At 72.8% G+C, this 21,486-nt stretch carries 21 protein-coding genes; 16 read left to right on the top strand and 5 right to left on the bottom strand.

What is annotated here, in order from left to right:
* Positions 1–152 precede the first annotated feature (152 nt).
* The 3 genes from OG392_RS17215 (at position 153) to OG392_RS17205 (ending at position 3,135) form a co-directional block, all read left to right on the top strand.
* Positions 153–1,517, top strand: a complete 1,365-nt coding sequence (locus OG392_RS17215; protein ID WP_329280306.1) for an aspartate aminotransferase family protein — start codon at positions 153–155, stop codon at positions 1,515–1,517.
* Positions 1,518–1,584: 67 nt separating this feature from the next.
* Positions 1,585–2,292 carry a GntR family transcriptional regulator gene (locus tag OG392_RS17210; protein WP_329280304.1) on the top strand — a complete coding sequence of 236 codons (708 nt, stop codon included), beginning with the start codon at positions 1,585–1,587 and terminating at the stop codon, positions 2,290–2,292.
* A gap of 192 nt (positions 2,293–2,484) precedes the next feature.
* Positions 2,485–3,135, top strand: a complete 651-nt coding sequence (locus OG392_RS17205) for a hypothetical protein (RefSeq protein ID WP_329280302.1) — start codon at positions 2,485–2,487, stop codon at positions 3,133–3,135.
* 31 nt (positions 3,136–3,166) lie between these two features.
* On the opposite strand, the gene OG392_RS17200 is transcribed toward OG392_RS17205, so the two are convergent.
* Positions 3,167–3,871 (bottom strand): SLATT domain-containing protein, encoded by a 705-nt coding sequence (locus OG392_RS17200; protein WP_329287323.1) that lies wholly within the window; start codon positions 3,869–3,871, stop codon positions 3,167–3,169.
* Positions 3,872–4,138: 267 nt separating this feature from the next.
* Here OG392_RS17200 and OG392_RS17195 point away from each other — a divergent pair, with 267 nt between their 5' ends.
* From OG392_RS17195 to OG392_RS17155, 9 genes are all read left to right on the top strand, one after another.
* Complete coding sequence (locus OG392_RS17195; RefSeq protein ID WP_015034576.1) at positions 4,139–4,474, top strand: YbaB/EbfC family nucleoid-associated protein; 336 nt, start codon at positions 4,139–4,141, stop codon at positions 4,472–4,474.
* A 104-nt stretch (positions 4,475–4,578) separates the two neighbouring features.
* On the top strand, positions 4,579–5,178 hold the full coding sequence (recR, locus tag OG392_RS17190; protein ID WP_329280300.1) for a recombination mediator RecR: 600 nt from the start codon (positions 4,579–4,581) through the stop codon (positions 5,176–5,178).
* A gap of 35 nt (positions 5,179–5,213) precedes the next feature.
* Complete coding sequence (locus OG392_RS17185; RefSeq protein ID WP_329280298.1) at positions 5,214–5,873, top strand: DUF5063 domain-containing protein; 660 nt, start codon at positions 5,214–5,216, stop codon at positions 5,871–5,873.
* Positions 5,874–6,081: 208 nt separating this feature from the next.
* A complete protein-coding gene (locus OG392_RS17180) occupies positions 6,082–6,486 on the top strand; it encodes a hypothetical protein (RefSeq protein WP_329280296.1) in 405 nt (134 codons plus the stop codon).
* Entirely contained in the window at positions 6,483–8,492 is a 2,010-nt protein-coding gene (locus tag OG392_RS17175; protein WP_329280294.1) for a tetratricopeptide repeat protein, read from the top strand. Before OG392_RS17180 ends, OG392_RS17175 begins: the two co-directional genes overlap by 4 nt.
* A gap of 115 nt (positions 8,493–8,607) precedes the next feature.
* Positions 8,608–9,879 carry an aspartate kinase gene (locus OG392_RS17170; protein WP_329280291.1) on the top strand — a complete coding sequence of 424 codons (1,272 nt, stop codon included), beginning with the start codon at positions 8,608–8,610 and terminating at the stop codon, positions 9,877–9,879.
* Entirely contained in the window at positions 9,876–10,934 is a 1,059-nt protein-coding gene (locus tag OG392_RS17165; RefSeq protein WP_329280289.1) for an aspartate-semialdehyde dehydrogenase, read from the top strand. The genes OG392_RS17170 and OG392_RS17165 overlap by 4 nt, the downstream gene beginning before the upstream one ends.
* A 262-nt stretch (positions 10,935–11,196) precedes the next feature.
* Entirely contained in the window at positions 11,197–11,997 is an 801-nt protein-coding gene (locus tag OG392_RS17160; protein WP_329280288.1) for a SigE family RNA polymerase sigma factor, read from the top strand.
* A complete protein-coding gene (locus tag OG392_RS17155; protein ID WP_329280287.1) occupies positions 11,994–13,217 on the top strand; it encodes a hypothetical protein in 1,224 nt (407 codons plus the stop codon). The genes OG392_RS17160 and OG392_RS17155 overlap by 4 nt, the downstream gene beginning before the upstream one ends.
* 168 nt (positions 13,218–13,385) lie before the next feature.
* Here the strand turns inward: OG392_RS17155 and OG392_RS17150 are convergent, their stop codons facing one another.
* Together OG392_RS17150 and OG392_RS17145 are read right to left on the bottom strand one after the other, a co-directional pair.
* On the bottom strand, positions 13,386–14,126 hold the full coding sequence (locus OG392_RS17150; protein WP_329280286.1) for an SURF1 family protein: 741 nt from the start codon (positions 14,124–14,126) through the stop codon (positions 13,386–13,388).
* Between the two features lie 55 nt (positions 14,127–14,181).
* Complete coding sequence (locus OG392_RS17145) at positions 14,182–16,026, bottom strand: prolyl oligopeptidase family serine peptidase (RefSeq protein WP_443054795.1); 1,845 nt, start codon at positions 16,024–16,026, stop codon at positions 14,182–14,184.
* Positions 16,027–16,088: 62 nt separating this feature from the next.
* Here OG392_RS17145 and OG392_RS17140 point away from each other — a divergent pair, with 62 nt between their 5' ends.
* Positions 16,089–16,913, top strand: coding sequence for a class I SAM-dependent methyltransferase (locus OG392_RS17140; RefSeq protein WP_329280282.1), 825 nt, complete (start codon positions 16,089–16,091; stop codon positions 16,911–16,913).
* Between the two features lie 30 nt (positions 16,914–16,943).
* Here OG392_RS17140 and OG392_RS17135 read toward each other — a convergent pair whose 3' ends face one another.
* Positions 16,944–17,228, bottom strand: coding sequence for a DUF6191 domain-containing protein (locus tag OG392_RS17135; RefSeq protein ID WP_329280280.1), 285 nt, complete (start codon positions 17,226–17,228; stop codon positions 16,944–16,946).
* Positions 17,229–17,259: 31 nt separating this feature from the next.
* On the bottom strand, positions 17,260–18,291 hold the full coding sequence (locus tag OG392_RS17130; RefSeq protein ID WP_329280277.1) for an Lrp/AsnC family transcriptional regulator: 1,032 nt from the start codon (positions 18,289–18,291) through the stop codon (positions 17,260–17,262).
* A gap of 149 nt (positions 18,292–18,440) precedes the next feature.
* Here OG392_RS17130 and OG392_RS17125 point away from each other — a divergent pair, with 149 nt between their 5' ends.
* The 3 genes from OG392_RS17125 to OG392_RS17115 all read left to right on the top strand — a co-directional run bounded on the left by OG392_RS17125 (position 18,441) and on the right by OG392_RS17115 (position 21,472).
* Positions 18,441–19,979, top strand: a complete 1,539-nt coding sequence (locus OG392_RS17125) for a tetratricopeptide repeat protein (protein WP_329280275.1) — start codon at positions 18,441–18,443, stop codon at positions 19,977–19,979.
* A 20-nt stretch (positions 19,980–19,999) separates the two neighbouring features.
* Complete coding sequence (locus OG392_RS17120; RefSeq protein WP_329280273.1) at positions 20,000–21,019, top strand: YdcF family protein; 1,020 nt, start codon at positions 20,000–20,002, stop codon at positions 21,017–21,019.
* 171 nt (positions 21,020–21,190) lie between these two features.
* Positions 21,191–21,472 (top strand): hypothetical protein, encoded by a 282-nt coding sequence (locus OG392_RS17115; RefSeq protein WP_329280271.1) that lies wholly within the window; start codon positions 21,191–21,193, stop codon positions 21,470–21,472.
* Positions 21,473–21,486 lie beyond the last annotated feature (14 nt).

The following is a 21,486-nucleotide window of genomic DNA, read 5'->3' as shown; positions in this document are numbered from 1 at the left end:
CAACAGGCTGTCATATCGACAGTATGCTGTCAATCAGGGGGTGGGATTCCGCGGGGATTCCACCTCACGGAACAAGGTGTCGCGTCCGCCCCGGTCTCGGTGGACAAGATGGCCATGGCCCGCCCTACCTGCGGTTCCTTACCCTCGACCCCATGACCCCTCATGTCGTCGAACCCGATCCCCAGGCCGGGGCCGCCGTCAAGGCCGCCGACCGCGCGCACGTGTTCCACTCCTGGTCCGCCCAGGGCCTGATCGACCCGCTCGCCGTCGCCGGCGCCGAGGGTTCGTACTTCTGGGACTACGACGGAAACCGCTACCTGGACTTCACCAGCGGCCTCGTCTACACGAACATCGGCTACCAGCACCCCCGTGTGGTCGCCGCCATCCAGGAGCAGGCCGCGAAGCTCACCACCTTCGCGCCCGCCTTCGCCATCGACGTCCGCTCCGAGGCCGCACGCCTCATCGCCGAGCGCACCCCGGGCGACCTGGACAAGATCTTCTTCACCAACGGCGGCGCCGAGGCCGTCGAGAACGCCGTCCGCATGGCCCGGCTGCACACCGGCCGTACGAAGGTGCTCTCCGCCTATCGCTCGTACCACGGCGCCACCTCCACCGCGATCAACCTGACCGGTGACCCCCGCCGCTGGGCCTCCGACAACGGCTCCGCCGGCGTCGTGCGCTTCTGGGCGCCCTTCCTCTACCGCTCGCCCTTCTACGCCACCACCGAGGCGGAGGAGAGCGCGCGGGCCCTCCAGCACCTGGAGGACACGATCGCCTTCGAGGGTCCGGCGACGATCGCCGCGATCATCCTGGAGACCGTGCCCGGCACCGCCGGCATCATGACCCCGCCGCCCGGCTACCTCGCCGGCGTCCGCGAGATCTGCGACAAGTACGGCATCGTCTTCGTCCTCGACGAGGTCATGGCCGGCTTCGGCCGCACCGGCAAGTGGTTCGCCGCCGAGCACTTCGACGTCGTGCCCGACCTGATGACCTTCGCCAAGGGCGTGAACTCCGGCTACGTGCCGCTCGGCGGCGTCGCCATCAACGCCGAGATCGCCGCCACCTTCGACAAGCGGCCCTACCCGGGCGGCCTGACCTACTCCGGTCACCCGCTGGCCTGCGCCGCCGCCGTCGCCACCATCCAGGTGATGGAGGACGAGAAGGTCGTCGAGAACGCCGCCCACATCGGCGAGAACGTCCTCGGCCCCGGCCTGCGCGAGCTCGCCGAGCGCCACCCGTCCGTCGGCGAGGTCCGCGGCCTCGGCGTCTTCTGGGCCCTCGACCTGGTCAAGAACCGCGAGACGCGCGAGCCGCTCGTCCCGTACAACGCGGCCGGCGAGGCCAACGCCCCGATGGCCGCCTTCGGCGCCGCGGCGAAGAAGAACGGCCTGTGGCCCTTCGTCAACATGAACCGCACGCACGCCGTCCCCGCCTGCAACGTCACCGAGGCGGAGGCCAAGGAGGGCCTCGCGGCCCTCGACGCAGCCCTCACGGTGGCCGACGAGCACACCGCGTAACCGCGGAACGGGGTGGTCCCTTCCGTCTGGACTAGGGTGTCCGGAGCCGGACGGAGGGGGCCGACCCATGCCCGCGAGCGGAGCTGTCACCCGCAACACCTTGCGACAGCAGATCGCGGACGCGCTGCGTGACGAGGTGCTCGCGGGCCGTCTCCAACCCGGCGAGGAATTCACCGTCAAGCAGATCGCCGACCAGTACGGCGTCTCCGCGACCCCGGTCCGCGAAGCCCTCGTCGACCTCTGCGCGCAGGGCCTCCTCGACTCCGACCAGCACCGCGGCTTCCGCGTCCACCAGTACTCGGTCGACGACTACCGGGGGATGGTCGAGGCCCGGATGCTCGTCGTCGACGGCATCTTCCGCCGCGACGCCGCCATGGTGCCGCCCCGCTCGGCCGTCACCGAACCCGACCTCGGGATCGGCGTCGCCCTCGTCTCGATCCGGCGCAGAGGCGAGGCCGCCGCCCGCGCCGCCCGCGCCGGCGACCTCGACATCCTCATCGGGTACGACATCCGGTACTGGCGCGAGCTCGCCCGGCTCGTCGCCGCCAACGACTACATCGCCGACTTCCTCCACCGCCTCCGCGTCCAGGCCTGGGTGTTCTCCGTCCCCTACCTGCGCTCCGAGCGGGACGTCCTCGGCTGGCTGTGGAGCGGGCACGTCGACCTGGTCGACGCGATCACCCGCGGCGACGCGGACGCGGCCGTCGCTGTCGTACGGGAGTACAACGCGCACTCGATGGAATGGGCCGACCGGCTGGAGCGGCGGTCCCGCTGAGCGGGCCGCGCGCCGCGAGCGGGACGGCCGGGCGGGTTGAGGGGCGGTCTCCGGGTTGAGGGCCCGGCTCCCCGGGCAGTTCCTCAGCGGGTGGACGGTGTCCGTGGGGCGCCGACTACCCTGGCCGTCCCTGCAAAAGCCTGGCGTACGCCCTGCGAGCGTCCCCCGCAACTGACGGAGAGCGAGCCTCCCTTGGCCTGTGACCTGTGGCTGGTCCCCCTCGTCGACGTGCTGTGCCACAGCCCCGACAATCCCTTCGCCGAAGAGATCGCCGCGTACGACGCCGTGCTCACCGCGTCCGGTCTGCCGACCGTGCCCGTCTACGCCTACATGCCGGGGCTCTCCGGCGACGTCGCCCCGATCGCCGGCTTCGACTACGAGGCCCTGCACTTCCTGCGCCGCGCCTACCTCCTCCAGGTGTGCGGACTGCCCGTCGAACCGGTCGGCGAACTCGGCGGGGACTACGAACAGCTCCTGGAGATGTTCGAGGCGACCGCCCAGCAGTCGCACATGGTCTGGCACTACGACCACGCGGGCGCCTACGTGCCGGTCGACTTCCCGGTCCCGCTCGCCAGCGACGAGCTCCTGGAGGGCGGCGGACCGCTCGGTTCCTCGTACGGGCTGCTGCGCGAGCTGGAATTCGTCGCGCCCGCGATCGGCATCGACCCGTCGAACCCGCCGGCGCCCCCCGTACCGCCGGAGCGGCCGACCACCCTGGAGGAACCGGCCGTGGCGGTTCCGCTGGACGGCGGCCCCTTCGCCCGGGAGCGCCACGTGTGGCTGGGGCTGCACGCGGCGGCGACCCGGAGCCTGGCCCAGGGATCGATGATCATCCTGAGCTGAGATCCGCGGGCCCATCCGCCGGAGGCCTGCGTCAGCGGGCCTCCGGGGGCCGCTGACGCGGCATGTTCGGCCGGGTCCCGGGCGGCAGCGGGAAACGGCCCGAGGGGTGATGGCTCTCGGCCCGCGCGGGCATCACGCCCACCGACTGGAGTGCCAGCGGCGCCGGGCCCGAGCGGAACTCGACCATCCAGTCCGCGGTCTCCGCCCGCACCAGCTCCGTCACATCCTCCGAGAAGCGGCGCAGCACGCCCAGACACCGCTCGGCGGCCTCGCTGGCGGTGCCCTCCGTGGGGCCCAGGACCTCCCTGACGCTCTCCGAGGCCCAGTCGAACTGCAGAGCCTGGAGACGCCGCTGCACGGCCTGTGCCGTCGCCACGTCCCTCATCCAGCCGGACGTCAGACCGAAGTACCGGTCACAGGCCAGACAGGCGGCCCCGAGCAGCAGGGAGAGGTAGCCCCAGCCGGCGGCGCCCTCCGCGACGCCGGTCAGGTCGAGCAGCGGGAGCGCGGCGCCCGCGATCACCCCGGCGGCCGTGCCGATCCGCAGGATCCGGGCGCTGCGGCGCTTCCAGACGCGGTCGGAGAGGTACCACTCGGCGGTGCGCAGGGCATGGGACTCGGCCCAGCGGTACAGCTCGTCGAGCCGCTCGGCGGGCTCGCCCCAGTCGCCCAGGGGGAACGGCGTACCGGTCAGATCGCGGTGGACGTCTCCCCCGGGGGGTCCCGGTGGCTGCATCTCCGGCTGCTGGCTCACCGGGGGACTCCTCTGTTCAGCTCAGTGCTCGTGTCCTTCTGTGACGTGCGGTGCACGTGGTGCCTGCCCTTCCTACCGCCGAATGGTGGGCGATGGGCCCGGAATCCCAGGATTTCCGCCCGCAAGGGGGTCTTGATCAGGTAGAGGAGCCCGCAGTTTCTCACCCGAAAGAGTGGTGGAGCAGGGCGGCCGGGGACCACGTAGGCTCGGCGTACCGACATACGGACAGAGCGAACCTCAGGAGTGACCGTGATTCCCGGTGGTGGTCAGCCCAACATGCAGCAGCTTCTCCAGCAGGCCCAGAAGATGCAGCAGGACCTCGCCCGCGCCCAGCAGGAGCTGGCGGCGACCGAGGTCGACGGACAGGCGGGCGGCGGCCTGGTCAAGGCGACCGTGACCGGCTCCGGCGAGCTGCGCGGCCTGGTCATCGACCCGAAGGCGGTCGACCCGGAGGACACCGAGACGCTCGCCGACCTGATCGTGGCCGCCGTGCAGGCCGCCAACGACAACGCGCAGCAGCTCCAGCAGGCCAAGCTCGGCCCGCTGGCCCAGGGCATGGGCGGCATGCCCGGCCTCGGTTTCTGAGGCTTCCGGGCGGGGGTCTTCCGAGGCCCCTCCTCCCGTGGGCTTCTTACGCTCGCTTCAAGCCACTACCGTAAGAATCAAGCACCCCCTTGAAAGGGCGTTCCGTGTACGAAGGCGTGGTTCAGGACCTCATCGACGAACTGGGCAGGCTGCCCGGCGTCGGTCCCAAGAGCGCGCAGCGGATCGCCTTCCACATCCTCCAGGCCGAGCCGACCGACGTCCGGCGTCTCGCGCACGCGCTCCTGGAGGTCAAGGACAAGGTCAGGTTCTGCGCGGTCTGCGGCAACGTGGCACAGCAGGAGCAGTGCAACATCTGCCGGGACCCGCGCCGCGACCTGACCGTCATCTGTGTGGTCGAGGAGCCGAAGGACGTCGTCGCGATCGAGCGGACCCGCGAGTTCCGGGGGCGGTACCACGTCCTCGGCGGCGCGATCAGCCCGATCGAGGGCGTCGGCCCCGACGACCTCCGCATCCGCGAGCTGCTCGCGCGGCTCGCCGACGGCACGGTCACCGAGCTGATCCTCGCGACCGACCCGAACCTGGAGGGCGAGGCCACCGCGACGTACCTGGCGCGGATGATCAAGCCCATGGGACTCAAGGTGACCAGGCTCGCGAGCGGGCTCCCGGTCGGCGGCGACCTCGAGTACGCCGACGAGGTGACCCTCGGCCGTGCGTTCGAGGGGCGGAGGCTGCTAGATGTATGACGACCGGGCCGGCGCGCTCTCAGGGAGGCTCCTCGATGTCTGACCCCACGCTGCACGCGATCACGCAGAACCCCGACGACTTCGCGGTCCAGATCGCCGACTCCATCGAGAGCTTCATCGTCGCGACCACCGAGGTCGCCAAGGGCGACGAGCCGGACAGCGCGGTGCCCTTCCTGCTCCTGGAGATCTCGCAGCTGCTCCTCGCGGGCGGCCGGCTCGGCGCGCACGAGGACATCGTCCCCGACGAGCGGTACGAGACCGACACGGGCCCCGAGCCCGACGTGGACGACCTGCGCATGCGCTTCGCGGTCCTCCTCGAACCGGTCGACGTCTTCTCCGAGGTCTTCGACCCGTACGAGCCCCGCAAGGCCCCGGTCCCGGCCCGGATCTCCGACAACCTCGCGGACATCGTCACCGACCTCCGCCACGGCCTGGCCCACTACCGCGCCGGCCGCACCAGCGAAGCCCTCTGGTGGTGGCAGTTCTCCTACTTCTCCAACTGGGGCCCCACCGCCTCGGCCACCCTCCGCGCCCTCCAGTCCCTCGTCGCCCACGTCCGCCTCGACCAGCCCCTCGCGGCCCTCGACGGCCTCGACACCGACGAGGACCTGACGGAGGACGACCTCGCCGAAGAGGCGGGGCGCGTGATGGCGGAGGAGATCGGCGCACCGCTGGGGATCAGGTCGAGGAAGTAGCGGACCGCCCGGGAAGCTCCCTGCCGGCATGAGGTCCTCCGCGGACTCGCCGGTATCGGCAAGCCGACCCCCGCCGCCCGCCGGGCGGCCGGGCGGGCCGCGCCCTGGGAACGAAATCGCCCTGAGAGACACCGATCTGGCCATGGCACTGCGACAACTCCCCGGGGAAACACTCCCCTTGGACGGCTGAGTCCCGCATCATGGCTTCATGGCAGCGACCGCCCCCTCGAAAGCCCTCCTCCGGAGCGGAATCGGCGTAGCCGCCGCCGGAGTCCTCGCCCTCCTCGTCGTAGCCTTCGTCGACCTCGGGACGGCCGATCAGATCGCCAGCGTGACGGGTGTCGTGCTCGCCCTCGCCGGGCTCGGGCTCTCCCTGTGGGCGCAGTTCGGGCGCGGCGGCGCCGCCCCCGTGGAGGCCTCCGGCACCCGGTCCGTGGCCGCCGGCGGAAGCATCGGCGTCGTCGTCACCGGGGACGGCACGCGGACCCCGGCCGCCCCGCCCGCCGCGCCTCCCGCCGGCGGCACGACCCCCACCGGGCCCGTCACCGCCTCGGGCGAGCGTTCCGTCGCCGCCGGCGGGGACATCGGGAGCGTGTCCACGGGCGACGCGTGAGCGGGGGCGTCGAGGCGTCGGGGGAGCGGTCCGTCGCGGCGGGCCGGGACATCGGCTGGGTGCACACCGGGGACCGGGTGACGGTGCTGCCGCCCGCGGCCCTCACGCCGGTGCGCTGTCCGCCGGGGCTGGTCAACGTGCCGCGCAGGGCCGCCCACTTCGTGGGGCGCGCAGCCGAGGGCGCCGTGCTCGACGGGGAGTCGGAGACCGTGGTGATCTGCGGCCTCGGCGGGGTGGGGAAGTCCTCGCTGGCCGCCCGCTGGGCGCTCCGGCAGACGGCACACCGCGACCCCGTCTGGTGGATCACCGCGGAGAGCCGCGCGGACGTGGACGCGGGACTCGCGGGCCTGGCCGCCGCGATGCAGCCGGAGCTGATCGACGTACTCCCGCAGAAGGCCCTGCGGGAACGGGCGCTGCAGTGGCTGTCGGCGCACGACGGGTGGCTGCTCGTGCTCGACAACGTCACCGATCCCGCCGATGTGGAGGGCCTGCTGGCCAGGGCCGGCGGCCGCGGGCGGGTGGTCGTCACGAGCCGGACGACGGACGGCTGGTACGGGATCGGACGGGTTCTGGCGCTGCCCGTGCTCACGGCGGGCGAGGCCGTCGAGGTGTTCACCCGGGTCGCCACCCACACGGGCCCCCGGGACACCAGCGGCGCCGAGGAACTGTGCGAGGCCCTCGGGCAGCTGCCGCTGGCCGTGGAGATCGCCGCCGCGTACTGCGGTCGTACGGCCACGCCCCCGCTCGCGTACCTGGCGGAGCTGGGCACGAGCGGCGCACTCGGCGACGTGGAGGAGGCCGTGGCCCGGACGCTGCGCGTCACGCTCGACAGCCTCTCCGCCACGACCCCGTACGCGGCGGGCATCCTCCGGTTCCTCGGCTGGTTCGCACCCGACCGCATACCCGTGGTGCTCCTCCCGCCGTTCCCCGAGGTCCGGGGGGCGCTCGGCGAGCTGGCCGCGCACAGCATGGTCACCCTGCACGAGGACGGTTCGGTGTCCGTCCACCGGCTCGTGCAGGCCGTCGCCCGCCGTCCGCCCCCCGGGGGCGAACCCGAGCGGCGGGAGGCGGCCGAGCGGGCCCGCGGACTCGTGGAGACGGCGTTCACCCACGCCACACTGCTGGAAGGCACGGGCCCGAACCACTGGGAGACATGGCGGTCACTGATGCCGCACGTCGAGGCGTACCTGCGGCACTCGGACCCCGCCGAGGACGGCGAGCCCCTGCTCTTCGTGCTGGCCTCCGCGAGCGAGTACCTGAGTCTCAACGGGCTGTACGCGGAGGCCGCCGACGTGGCCGAGCGCACGCTGGCCGGCTGTGAGCGGCTGCTCGGACCGGACCATCCGATCACCCTCGGCCTGCGCGTCGCCATGGCCGACAACCTCGCCTCGGCCGGCCGCGGCGACGAGGCGATCCAGGCGGCGGCCGCCCTGGTGCGGAGCATGACCGAGGTGCTGGGAGCCGACGACACGCACACGCTCAGCGCGCGATGCTGCCTCGCGAGAGCCCATATGAAGGCCGGGCTGGTCCACCGGGCGGCCGCACTGCAGGAGAGCGTCCTCGCGGACATGGTCAGTGTCCTGGGCGCGAAGGACCGGGAGACGCTGCTGGCCTGCTCCGAGCTCGCCGGGATCTACCAGGCCCTGAACCGGACCTCCCAAGCCGTCTCGCTGGCGGCGCACGCGGCGGCCGGGATGAGGGCGGTCCTCGGTGAGGAGGATCTGGACACCCTGGTCACCCGGATCAATCTGGCCGGCCTGTACGTCGGCGCCGGCCTGACCGACCGGGCCCGCGCCGACTACCTGGAGCTGTCGTCGGTCTGCGTCCGCCTCCTCGGCGACGACCACCCGTACACCGTCCACGTACGCGAGGTCCTCGACGCGCCCTGGTGGGACGACGAGCGGGAGCCGAGTCGTACGGCGGGACCGGGTCACGGGGCGGGGCCGGGCTGCGGGGCGGGACCGGGTCACGGGGCGGGGCCGGGCTGCGGGCCGGGGTCGCAATGATCACCCAGTGAGCGCCGCGTCTCACGATGCGATACCACGTAGGCGTTCGCGGGTCGCTCGTTAGACTGAGCCGATCGCAGCGCCGGCTGCGGCACACACTGAGCGAGGAGCGCACGTGGGCCTTGTCGTGCAGAAGTACGGAGGCTCCTCCGTTGCCGATGCCGAAGGCATCAAGCGCGTCGCCAAGCGGATCGTGGACGCCAAGAAGAACGGCCACCAGGTGGTCGTCGTGGTTTCCGCGATGGGCGACACGACGGACGAGCTGATCGATCTCGCCGAGCAGGTATCCCCGATCCCTGCCGGGCGTGAGTTCGACATGCTGCTGACCGCCGGAGAGCGGATCTCCATGGCCCTGCTGGCCATGGCGATCAAGAACCTGGGCCACGAGGCCCAGTCGTTCACGGGCAGCCAGGCAGGTGTCATCACCGACTCGGTCCACAACAAAGCGCGCATCATCGATGTCACGCCGGGCCGGATCCGCACCGCCCTCGACGAGGGCAACATCGCCATCGTCGCCGGGTTCCAGGGCGTGTCCCAGGACAAGAAGGACATCACCACGCTCGGCCGTGGCGGTTCCGACACCACCGCCGTGGCCCTGGCCGCCGCGCTGGACGCCGAGGTCTGCGAGATCTACACCGACGTCGACGGTGTGTTCACGGCCGACCCGCGCGTGGTGAAGAAGGCGAAGAAGATCGACTGGATCTCCTTCGAGGACATGCTGGAGCTCGCCGCCTCCGGCTCCAAGGTGCTGCTGCACCGGTGCGTCGAGTACGCACGCCGATACAACATCCCGATCCACGTCCGCTCGTCCTTCTCGGGGCTGCAGGGCACCTGGGTCAGCAACGAGCCGCAAGGGGACCGCAAGGTGGAGCAGGCCATCATCTCGGGCGTCGCCCACGACACCTCCGAGGCGAAGATCACCGTCGTCGGCGTGCCGGACAAGCCGGGCGAGGCCGCGGCCATCTTCCGCGCCGTCGCGGACGCCGAGATCAACATCGACATGATCGTGCAGAACGTGTCCGCCGCCTCGACCGGTCTCACGGACATCTCCTTCACCCTCCCCAAGGCCGAGGGCCGCAAGGCCATCGACGCCCTGGAGAAGGCGAAGAGCGCGATCGGCTTCGACTCGCTCCGCTACGACGACCAGATCGGCAAGATCTCCCTGGTCGGCGCCGGTATGAAGACCAACCCCGGCGTCACCGCGGACTTCTTCCGCGCGCTCTCCGACGCGGGCGTGAACATCGAGCTGATCTCGACCTCCGAGATCCGCATCTCGGTCGTCACCCGCGCCGACGACGTCAACGAGGCCGTGCGCGCCGTCCACAGCGCCTTCGGCCTGGACAGCGACTCGGACGAGGCCGTCGTCTACGGAGGCACCGGCCGATGACGCCGAAGCCGACGCTCGCGGTCGTCGGTGCGACCGGAGCCGTCGGCTCGGTGATGCTCCAGATGCTCACGCACCACGCGGACGTCTGGGGCGAGATACGCCTCCTCGCCTCCCCGCGCGCGGCCGGCCGCAAGGCCGCCGTGCGCGGGGAGGAGTGCGAGATCCTCGCGCTCGACGAGGAGGCCCTCGAAGGCGTCGACCTCGCGCTCTTCCTGGTGCCCGAAGACGTGGCCGCCCGCTGGGCACCCGTCGCCGCCACCAAGGGCGCCGTCGTCGTGGACACCTCCGCCGCCTTCCGCGCGGACCCCGACGTCCCCCTCGTGGTCCCCGAGACCAACGCCCACGCCGCACGCGTCCGCCCCCGGGGCATCGTCTCCAGCCCCGGCTGCACCACCCTCGCGCTGGTCGTCGCCGTGGGCGCCCTGCACGCCGAGTTCGGACTCTCCGAACTGGTCGTCACCGCCCAGCAGGCCGCGTCAGGCGCCGGCGCCGGACAGGCCGGGGCCGACGCGCTCCGCGCCCAGCTCGGCCTCGTGGCCGGCCTCGGCGACCTGGGCACCCACCCCGGAGACGTACGACGGGCCGTCGGCGAGAACACCGGGCCCTTCCCCGGACCCCTCGCGCTCAACGTCCTGCCCTGGTCGGGCACCGCCGGCGCCGACGGAGCCTCCTCGGAGGAGGAGCGCGTACGGGACGAGACCCGGCGGATCCTCGCGCTCCCCGCGCTGCGGGTCGCCGCCACCTGTGTCCGCGTGCCCGTCGTCACCGGACACTCCGTCTCCGTGCACGCCCGCTTCGAGCGCCCCGTGCCGCTCGACCGCGCGCACGAGATCCTCGCGACCACGCCCGGGGTCGTGCTGTACGACGATCCCGCCGCCGGCGACTTCCCCACCCCCGCCGACGTCGTCGGCACCGACCCCGCCTGGGTCGGCCGGGTGCGGCGCTCCATGGACGACGAGCGGGCCCTCGATTTCTTCGTCTGCGCCGACAACCTGCGCAAGGGCGCCGCCCTCAACGCCCTCCAGATCGCGGAATCGGTTGTCACGTATTTGTAGGATCTGTGAACGACCTGTGAGCAATTAGGCGTCAGATACCCCTTGAACTGGGATGATGCCGTGGTCGACGATGCTCTTCCCCCTTACTGCAACCAGCAGTTGGGTGGGAGGCGTCTCTGCGTGCACTCACCATGTGTGGCGCGGAACACGCTGCGAAGCGGGGCGTTGGGGGAGAACGGTTACGCATGAGGACGAACAACTCACCGTCGAAAAGGGTGGCGCACGCGTACAACCCTGCCGGGGGGAAGCGTGTCCAACATGCGTGGCAGACGTACTCGACATCGCGACCGTCGCTCCGCTGCGCGGCAGGGGCACCGCCGTGCTCCCCGCGCGGAGCGTCGCCGTCGTCCCCGCACGCGGCACGGCGGCCGTCCCCGCACGGGGCCCCGCGGTCGCTCCCGTACGCGGCTCCGCGGTCGTTCCCGTACGCGGCTCCGCGGTCGTCCCCTACCGCCGGCCGCGGGCGCTCGGCGGAATGCCGGTGATCGCCCCCGTGCCCACCGGATCCCGCGCGAGCTCCGTGGACGGCATCCCGGCCCCCCGGACCAGCAGCGAAGGCGCACCGGCGGCCGGAACGACCGTCGACCACCTGACCGAGACCTACCGCGCCCACTACCGGTCGCTCCTCGGCCTCGCCGCCCTCCTCCTCGACGACACCGCCTCCTGCGAGGACGTCGTCCAGGAGGCCTTCATCCGCGTCCACTCCGCCCGCAAGCGCGTGCGCGAGCCCGAGAAGACGCTCGCCTACCTGCGCCAGACCGTCGTGAACCTCTCCCGGTCCGCACTGCGCCGCCGCATCCTCGGACTCAAGCTGCTGTCCAAGCCGATGCCGGACATGGCCAGCGCGGAAGAAGGCGCGTACGACCAGCTGGAGCGCGAGGACCTCATCAAGGCGATGCGCGGACTCCAGCGGCGGCAGCGCGAGGTGCTCGCCCTGCGGTACTTCTCGGACATGACCGAGGTTCAGGTCGCCGAGGCGCTCGGGATATCCCTGGGATCGGTGAAGGCGTACGGTTCGCGGGGCATCGCGTCGCTGCGCGTCGCGATGGGAGCGACGTCGTGAGCGAGGCACCCGGCAAGGACGTCGAGAACGGCGACGACAGCGTCGAGAACGACCACGACAGCGTCGAGAACGACGTCCCTGATGAACGTGACGACCTGAGTGGACAGCGCATGGTGAACATCGAGCCCGGCCCCGGCGAGGGCGACGGGGACGACGAACTCGCGCTGCGGCGGCTGTTCCACAGCGCCGTGTCCGGCCTGGAACCCTCCCACGGCTCGCTCGAACACCTGCGCCGTGCCGTCCCCGCCCGCCGCGCCCGCAAGCGCCAGGCCGTCGTCGGCGCGGCCGCCGCCGCGGTCCTCATCGGCACCGCCGTACCCGCCTTCGTGCACGTCGCCTCCTCCGGCGGCGTCTCCGCCGCCGGAAACCCGGTGAACGCCGGCCACGGCGAGGAGGCCCAGGGCGGCACCGGCGCCGAGACCGGCGTCGAGGGCGGCCAGAGCGCCGCACCCCCCGCGAGCAGCGTGTCGCCCAGCCAGGGCGCCACCGACGGCTCCGCCGGCAAGCCGCAGCGACCCGGCCCCGGCGTCTCCTCCACCAGCCACCAGCAGGCCGAGGCCCGCCCCGGATCGTTCCCGGTGTGCGAGGCCGCGCAGCTCGGCGTCAGCTCGGCGGGAGCCGGCGGACCCGACGGCGAGGGCAAGGTGTACGGCACCTTCCGCATCGCCAACATCTCCGACCGGGTGTGCATCGTGGACGGCAGCGGAGTCGTCGGCTTCGAGGCCCGCGGCGCCGCCGACCCGGCGCGGATCTCGGTCGTCCGGCACACCTCGGGAGACGGGGGCAGCGGTCTTCCCGACCCCTCCCAGGAGTTCTCCGCACTGGCCCTGAAGCCGAACGCCTCCTACGAGGTGAAGTTCGTCTGGGTGCCGAGCGAGACCTGCCCGACGACCCCCACCACCCCGACCCCGACGGCGACATCGCCGACCGAGCCGCCGACCACACCGCCGACGACGGACACCCCGACCAACGGCACGGGCACCCCCGACCCCAGCGGGGGCGCGGGCTCCGGAGGCAGCGGCACCGACCCCGGCACCGGCCCGGACAACGGCGCGGGCGCGGGCGCCGCGCCCCAGCTGCTCCACGAGGACGGCGGCCCGGCGGACGGCAGCGTCCTGGTCAGCCACGTCGCGGAGCCGGGCGGCCCCTCGGCGTCGGCGACCATCCCCAACGCCTGCGCGGGCACGATCTACCGGACCGGGGTCCTGTCGGGGTCCTGAGGCGACCACCGTGACCGAGTGCCGAGCGAGTCCGGGATCCGGGCCTCGGGGCGAGCGGGATCCGGTGCGAGCGGGATCCGGGGCGAGCGGGATCCGGGCCTCGGGGGCGACAAGGGTCTCGGGGGGCTTCCCCGCCCCCCTCCCTCCCCGCCCCTCCCGCCCCGTTCTCTAAAGGCCCAGCGCCTCGTCGCGGTTCGCCTCCGCCTCGCGGCGGACCAGGCGGAACCACATGAAGAGGACGAAGCCCGCGAAGACGAACCACTCGGCGGTGTAGCCGAGGTTCTGGAAGGCCTTCGCGTCCAGGCTCGTGCCCGCGGCCGCCGCGGCCGGGACCGGGGTGAGCCCGGCGGGGGAGTCGGCGAGGGTGATCCAGGCGTCGTAGACGTCGTCGCTGACCACGTTCACCAGGGAAGCCGCGCTGATCATCCCCAGCTGGCCCTCGGGCAGCCCACCCGCCTGGCCGACCCCCTTGGTGCCGCCGTTCTCCGAGGCCTGGAGCGCGCCCACGACCGTGACCTCGCCGGACGGCGGCTCGGGGACGTTCGCGCCGGTGGGGAGCCAGCCGCGGACCACCGGAAGCGACCTGCCCCCGTCCGTCCGCAGCAGCGTCAGCACGTAGCTGCCGGTCCGGCCGTCCAGATCACGGTCCGGGACGAGGAACTGCTCCCCGAACCGGCCGCGCGCCTCGGCCGACCGGCCGGAGGTCTCCTGGTCCACCGGGAGCAGGGAGTCCAGCGGCTCCGCCTTCAGCGTGCTCGCGGCGGGTCGCTTCTCGGCCGACTCGTGGGAGTCGACACGATCCTCGAACTTGCCCAGCTGCCAGGTCCCCATGAACACGCAGAACGGGATCGCCAGCAGGACGAAGACGTTGATCCCCCACCAGCGGGGCGTTCTCAGGAACCGGTACACACCCCCACGGTACGCAAGCGGCCCGGGCCGCCCGTCGGCCGGGTCCCCGGCCGCCTCAGCTCTGCACCGGTCCACCCCCCAGATGCTTCGCGGCGAACGCCAGGTCCAGGCCGACCTGCTTGATCCGCTCCTCCACCACCAGGGAGCCGTGGCCCGCGTCGTAGCGGTACACCTCGTGGACCGCGCCCCGGGCCTTCAGCCGCTCGACGTAGTTGTCGATCTGGCGGATCGGACAGCGCGGGTCGTTGACGCCGGCCGAGATGTGCACCGGGGCCTTCACCGCGTCCACGTACGTCAGCGGCGACGAGGCCGCGTACCGCTCGGGCACCTCCTCGGGGGAGCCGCCGAGCAGCGTCCGGTCCAGCGCCTTGAGGGCCTCCATCTCGTCCTCGTACGCCGCCACGTAGTCCGCGACGGGGACCGCGGCGAGCCCGACCGCCCAGGCCTCCGGCTGCGTACCGATGCCGAGGAGCGTCAGATAGCCGCCCCAGGAGCCGCCGGACAGCACGAGCCGGGCCGGGTCGGCGAGGCCGCTCGCCACCGCCCAGGCGCGGACCGCGTCGATGTCCTCCAGCTCGATCAGACCCACCCGGTGCTTGAGCGCGTCCGTCCACTCCCGTCCGTACCCCGTGGAGCCCCGGTAGTTGACCCGCACCACCGCGTACCCGTGGTCCACCCAGGCCGCCGGGCCCGACGCGAAGGCGTCGCTGTCGTGCCAGGTCGGGCCGCCGTGCACCTCGAAGACCGTGGGGAACGGCCCCTCGCCCGCCGGGCGCTGCACGAGCGCGTGGACTCTGCCGCCCGGACCCTCCACCCACACGTCCTCCACCGGCACCGACGGCGGGGCCTCGGGGCCCGGCGGGTCGAGGACGACGCCGCCGTCCGTGGACCGCACCACCGGCGGCTCGGCGGCCGAGGACCACAGGTACTCCACGCTGCCGTCCGGCCGGGCCGTCGCGCTCGACACCGAACCGGCCGGGGTCTCCACCCGCACCAGGGCGCCGGTCGCGATCTCGTACCGCCACAGCTCGCTGCGGGCCTCGAAGCTGTGCACGATCAGCAGTCCCGAGCCGTCCGGGTACCACTCGGCCGACACGTCGCCCGGCAGGTCGAGCCGGAGGTCGGTCTCCGTGCCCGCCGCGACGTCCCAGATCATCGGCTCCCAGCGGCCGCGCCGCTGGTGCCCGACGAGCAGCCGGCCGTCACCCTCCACGGGCGCGAAGCCGAGGACCGCGAGCCCCAGCTCCTCCGTGCCTCCCTTGGTGTCGTCGAGCTCGGCCACGACGCTCGCGTCCGAGGACCGGAGCACCCGCAGCGCCGAGTGCATGGCGTCGCCGTGCTCGGTGTGCTCGACGGCGATCAGGGAGCCGTCGTAGGACAGGTCGCCGACGCCGGCCGACTCCCGGTGCCGGTAGATCTCGACCGGGGCGTCGGCCCCGGGGCGTACGAGATGGACCGTCGAGCCGTCCTCGTCCGTGGAGCGCCCCACCAGGAGCGTGCCGTCCCGGCCGATGGCGAGGCCCGCCGGGTAGGAGGCGTCGAGGCCGGGGACGGCCGGCTCGTCCGCACCACCGGCGAACGGCTGGCGCATCCACACCCCGAACTCGTCCCCGTCGGTGTCCGCGAACCACCAGATCCAGGCGCCGTCGGGCGACAGGGTCCCGTCCGTCGTGCCGTTCGGCCGGTCCGTGACCTGACGCTGCTCCCCGCTCGCCCGGTCCCAGGCGTACAGCTCGTACGTCCCCGTCGCGTTCGACACGAAGAGCGAGCGGTCCGGGACGTCCTCCGCCCACTCGGGGAGGGAGACGCGCGGCGCGCGGAAGCGCCGCTGCCAGGCGGGGGCCGGGTCGGTGAGCTCGTCGTCGGGCTCGGAGTTCTTGCTCTCAGTCATGGCACCCATGATGCTCCGAGCCGCGGACAATCGGGTCGCGTCACCCTCAACCTGTGGATAACCTCGCCGACATGTACTCTCCGACGCCCGAAGACTGGCACGAGGCCAACCGTGCCCGCTGGGACGAGCGCGTCCCGATCCACGCGGCGAGCGACTTCTACGCCCTCGACGCCTTCCGCGCGGGCAAGGACGCCCTGCGGGACTTCGAACTCGCGGAGGTCGGCGACGTCACCGGACGTTCGCTGCTGCACCTGCAGTGCCACATCGGCCTCGACACCCTCTCCTGGGCCCGCCACGGCGCCTCGCGCGTCGTCGGCCTGGACTTCTCCGAGCCGGCCGTCGAGACCGCCCGCTCGCTCGCCGCGGACCTGGGCCTCACGCAGGACAGGGCGGCCTTCGTCGCCGCCGACGTGTACGACGCGGCGGAGGCGGCCCCGGACAGCGCGTACGACATCGTCTACACGGGCTGCGGCGCCCTGAACTGGCTGCCGGACATCGAGCGCTGGGCGGAGACCGCCGCCTCGCTCGTCGCCCCCGGCGGCTTCCTCTACGTGGCGGAGTTCCATCCGATCACCGACTCGCTGGACGACGAGACCGGCAGCCGGGTCGTGAACGACTACTTCGTCCGCGATCCCTGGGTGGACACCAGCCCGGGCACGTACGCCGAGCTCGACGCCGCGACCGTCCACAACCGCAGCGTGGAATGGGTGCATCCGGTCGGTGAGGTCGTCACCGCGCTCGCCAGGGCCGGTCTGCGGATCGAGTTCCTGCACGAGCACGACGCCTCGCTGTACCCGCGCTACGGCGCGCTCCAGCAGCACGAGGACGGCTACTACCGCTTCCCGGCGGACCGGCCGCGCATCCCGATGATGTACTCGATCAAGGCGACCCGCTGACCTGTCCGACCCGCCCGGCCGCCCGGCGGCTCACGGCAGCCGGATGACCGCGCGCCCGCCCGTGAGGTCCACCGTCGAATGGTGCGGCGGGGCGCCGTCCTCCTCGTCGTCGCGGAGCACCAGGGCGCTCCGGCGCTCCTCGAGCTCGTTCTGCTTGCCCTGCGAGAAGGTGGCGTGGAGCTGCTCGAAGCCGGTCGACGAGATCTGCCCGCGGCGCTTCCCGCGACCGGTCATGCGCAGGATCTGATCGGCGAACGCGATCCCGGTCAGCAGGATGACCAGTCCGGGCAGCGTCACGAACACGGCGAACTCCACGCCCCCATCAGACCACGCCCGGGCGGGCGTGTCAGGGGGTGTCGGGGCGGATGTGGTGCGTCCGCCGCCCGTCGGGGCCGAGGACCTGCGCCCCGATCTTGTGGGTGCGCAGCGCGAGCGCGGTGCCCGCGATCCGCAGCGCCGGGGCGGCCCGTACGAACGCGGACGTGACCTCGTGGAGTTCGTCGACCGTGCGGAGCCACATCGCGACGGCCAGGTTGTGCGGTCCGGTGACCGAGGTGACGAGCCGGGTCTGGGGCAGCCGGGCGAGCGCCGCCACCGTCGCCGGGACCTCCAGGGGCGGTACGTCGGTGGTGACCATCGCCCACATCGGACGACCGGAGAACCTCGGGGACGGCAGGCAGTGGTGGTGGAGGGCGCCGCCCGCGGAGAGGGCGTCCAGCCGCCGTCGTACCGTCGACTCGCTCGTACCGCACTGCCGGGCCAGTTCGGCGGCGCTGCGGCGGGCGTCGCCCGCCAGCTCCGCGATCAGCCGGTGGTCGAGTCCCGTGAGGTTCGGGAAGGGACGCGCGTGCGTGCGCGGTCGCCGGTCGCCGCCGGTGAGTTCCGTGAGGAGCCGGACCTGCCCGGGGGTGAGCTGCTCGATCCGGGACCTGTACGGACGGTTGTGCATGCGGGTGACGACCTGGGTGCGGCACCGGAGCACCCCGGGCAGTCGGCGCACGCGCCCGGCGAGGTAGCCGTCGAGGGCGTACAGGTCGGGGCTGATCACGAGCAGGACGAGGTCGGCGTCGCCGGTCACCTGGTGGACGCCGAGGGTGTGCCGGTCGCCCGCGACCTCGGTCGCGGTGGCCTCGGAGGTGCCCGCGGCGCATTCCAGCTCGACCCAGGCGTAGAGCATCTCGTCCGAGCCGTGGCGGGCGGCGAGCAGCGAACTCCAGGCGTATCCCCCGGCCGTGAGGTGTTCCCAGCGCCGGGCGAGGGTGTCCGGACTCGCCCCGAGCACGGCCGAGAGCTGGGTCCAGCTGGCGCGCGGGGCCATCTGCAGTGCGTGGATCAGCGACAGATCCGCCTCTCCCAGGACGGATTCCCCGGTCGTCATTTCCCTCCCTGGTCGATCCCCGGCAAAGCGTGTGCGTGGTTTCCGGGGCGCCCCAGGATGGTGAACCGAGGCGTTTGCATTCAAGCCGCAACGGCGGTCGTCCGCCATGGACTCGGGCACAAGTCACACACGGGGAGAGGACGGGGGCGATGCGCATGGGGTTCGAGGATCCACCCGGGACCGCGGAGCGGACGTTCCGGGGCGGTCGTCCGGGCGAGGAACGAATGCCGTGGGGCGGCGGCCTGGTGGCCGAGGACGGCTCGTCGTGGGGCGGCCCCGTGAGCGAGGAACGGCTGTCGTGGGGCGGCCCCGTGGCCGACGAGCGGCTCCTGTGGGGCGAGCCGGTGAGCGCCGACCAGCTCGCCGCCGCCGAGCGCGCATACGCCCGCTGCGGGCCCGCGGAGCGGCTCCTGTGGGAGCGGCTGTCCGTCTTCGAGGGCACCTTCGGCCGGGACGCCGTCCACGAGGTGTGCGCGTCGTGGACGCTGCCCCCGGGGACGGTCCTCGCCGTCCTCGACCGGCTCGTGCCGATCGCCCTGCTCCTCGTGGACGACCTGTTCGCCGGTGAGGACGACGTCCCCCGCTACTGGATGCCGCACCCGATGCGGGCCGTGGGCGCCCGTCGGCTCACCGCGCGCGGTGACCGTCCGGACCTGGTCCTGCGGCACCGTCGGTGGTGCGTGACGCTCGCCCGGCGGGCCGCCGACTGGTGGCAGAGCGGCCGGCAGCTCGACGCCCGGGACCTCGCCCTGCGTGAACTCCCGGATCTGGCCGCCGCCATGGATCCGACGACCGCGCCGTTCGCGCGGGACGACGAGGCCGGCACCTCCGTCGAGATCGCGGTCTCGCTGTGGTTCCTGTGGGTGGTCTGCGGGCGGGTCGCCGAGGGCCGGACCCGGCTGCGGCACGCTCTCGCCCTGCTCGACGGTGAGCCGACGGCGCGCGCCCTGTGGCTCGCCGCCTTCCTGGAGCTGGAGTCGGGCCGCCCGGAGGAGGCCGATCCGCTGCTCGTCCGGGCCTGGGCGGCGGCCGTACGGGACGGGGACGGCGGCGCCTTGGGGCTCCTGGCCCATCTGCGGGGCTCGACGGCGTTCTATCAGGGGCGTACGCGCGCGGCGGCGGACGAGTACCGGGAGGCCCTCGCGCTGATGGGGGAGTACCCGGAGTTCGGCCCGACCCGGCACGCGTGCTGGGCGGGTCTCGCGCTCGCCCTGTGCCGTACGGACCCGGAGGCCGCGCAGGAGGCCCTCGACCAGGCCGAGCTCGACCGCGAGAGCCGGTGGACGTGGGTGGGCCGCGACCTGTACGCCGAGGCCTGGTCGTCCATCGCCCGCGCCGAGCTCGCGGCATGGGACGGGGATCTGGAGCGGGCCTCCGAGCACGCCCGCTGGGCGCTCCGGGAGCATCTGCGGATGGGGTCGGCGGCGGGCGCGGCCGGCGCGGCGGAACTCCTCGCCCAGATCCGGGTGTCGGCGGGCAGGCGGGACGCGGCGGCCCATCTGCTGGGCGCGGTGGACCTGTTGCGGGGCTCGGTCTTCGACGTCTCCTACCGGCCGGCGGAGTTCTGCGTGGCGACCCGGGCCCGGAGCGAGCGGGCGCTGCGGCTGCTGCCCGGCGGCCGGGAGCTCCGGTCCGCCTACGAAGAGGGCGCGCGACGTGGTCTGTTCGCTCTGGCGGGGGAGGCCTGAGGTCTGCCTACGATGCCGTCATGTCGTACGCCTTCGCCGTCGCCGCGGTCTTCCTGCTGTTCTTCGCGCTGAATGTGCGACGGGACCGGCGCCGCTTCGGCAACGCCGTGCTCCTCGGTCTCGCCGTCACCTTCTTCGGGATCGGCCTGCTCGTCGGCGTCGAGGACGCTCCGCCCGGTGTCGCCGAGACGGTGATGATCTGCGGGCTGCTGGTGCTCGGCCTCGGCCCGGTCGTCCTCGCGGGGCTGCTCACCGCGAACGGCGTGAAGATGGTCCGCAAGGAGGGCAGAAGCCCGTCCAACCTGCTGTCGCTCCTCGCCGGGCTCGGCATGTTCGGCGTGATGGTGCTCGCGGTGACGGCCGCCGCCACCGAGTCGTGGGCCCTGCGGGTCCTCGTCGTCACCCTCCTCCTCGTCCTCGGCTATGTCTCCTTCCTCTTCGTCTGCTTCGTCGGCTACGCGTTCCTGTACGGCCGGATGAGGATCCGCCGCGACGCCGACTACGTCGTGGTGCTCGGCTCCGGCCTGATCGGCGGCCGCCGGGTCCCGCCGCTCCTCGCGAGCCGGCTGGACCGGGGGCGGGAGGTGCACGGGAAGCTGGCCGCGTACGAGCGGCGCGAGGGCGGCGCCCCCGTCCTCATCGCCTCCGGCGGCCAGGGCCCGGACGAGGAGGTGCCCGAGTCCCACGCGATGGCCGACTACCTCGTCGAGCGGGGCTTCCCGGCGGGCGCGCTGGTGCGCGAGGACCGTTCGCGGACCACCGAGGAGAACATGGTCTTCAGCAAGGAGCTGATGGAGCGGGACCGGCCGGGCTCCTCGTGCGTGATCGTCACCAACAACTTCCACGCCTTCCGGGCCGCCATCCTGGCCCGCCGCGCGGGTGTGAACGGCCAGGTGGTGGGCTCGCCGACCGCCGCCTACTTCTGGCCGTCGGCGACCATGCGCGAGTTCGCCGCGGTCTTCCTCCAGTACAAGGTGGTCAACCTCGGGATCCTGGGGACCCTGATCCTGCTCGGGGCACTCGTGTGGGCGAGTCGCTGAGTCCGGCGCTCGGTCATCGGGGTGCTCCGTTCCGCGGGGGCGCTGATCGGCGTACCGGTCCATCTGAACACCGGGCCGACGGGGCCGCACTCCGGACGTGATCCGCTCCGGGCACCGCGGGAGCGGCGGGATCGGGGGTCCGTACCTACTCTGGAGGTACGGAGGTCACTCATGAGCCGACGGCACCATTTCCACATCGACCACCTCGGGCACTCGGTCTCCGCGACCGTCCAGACCGGGCACAGGCCCGTCGTCGAGATCCTCGTCGACGGCAAGGAGACGGGCCATGCGACGGATCAGGACGACGGGACGGTGACGGTCCCGGTCGAGCTGCCGACCGACCCGCCGACGACGGTGACCGTACGGGCTGTCCTCGGGCCCGGTGAGCCGAGCTGCCTGCTGCTCGCGTCGGGGGACGGGGAGCCCCGGGTGATGGCGCCGAGGGCGTACTGAGGGGCCCCGGTGCG

This window comes from Streptomyces sp. NBC_00691 (genome assembly GCF_036226665.1).
Lineage (GTDB): Bacteria > Actinomycetota > Actinomycetes > Streptomycetales > Streptomycetaceae > Streptomyces.
This window is presented reverse-complemented; position numbering and strand designations above follow the sequence as displayed.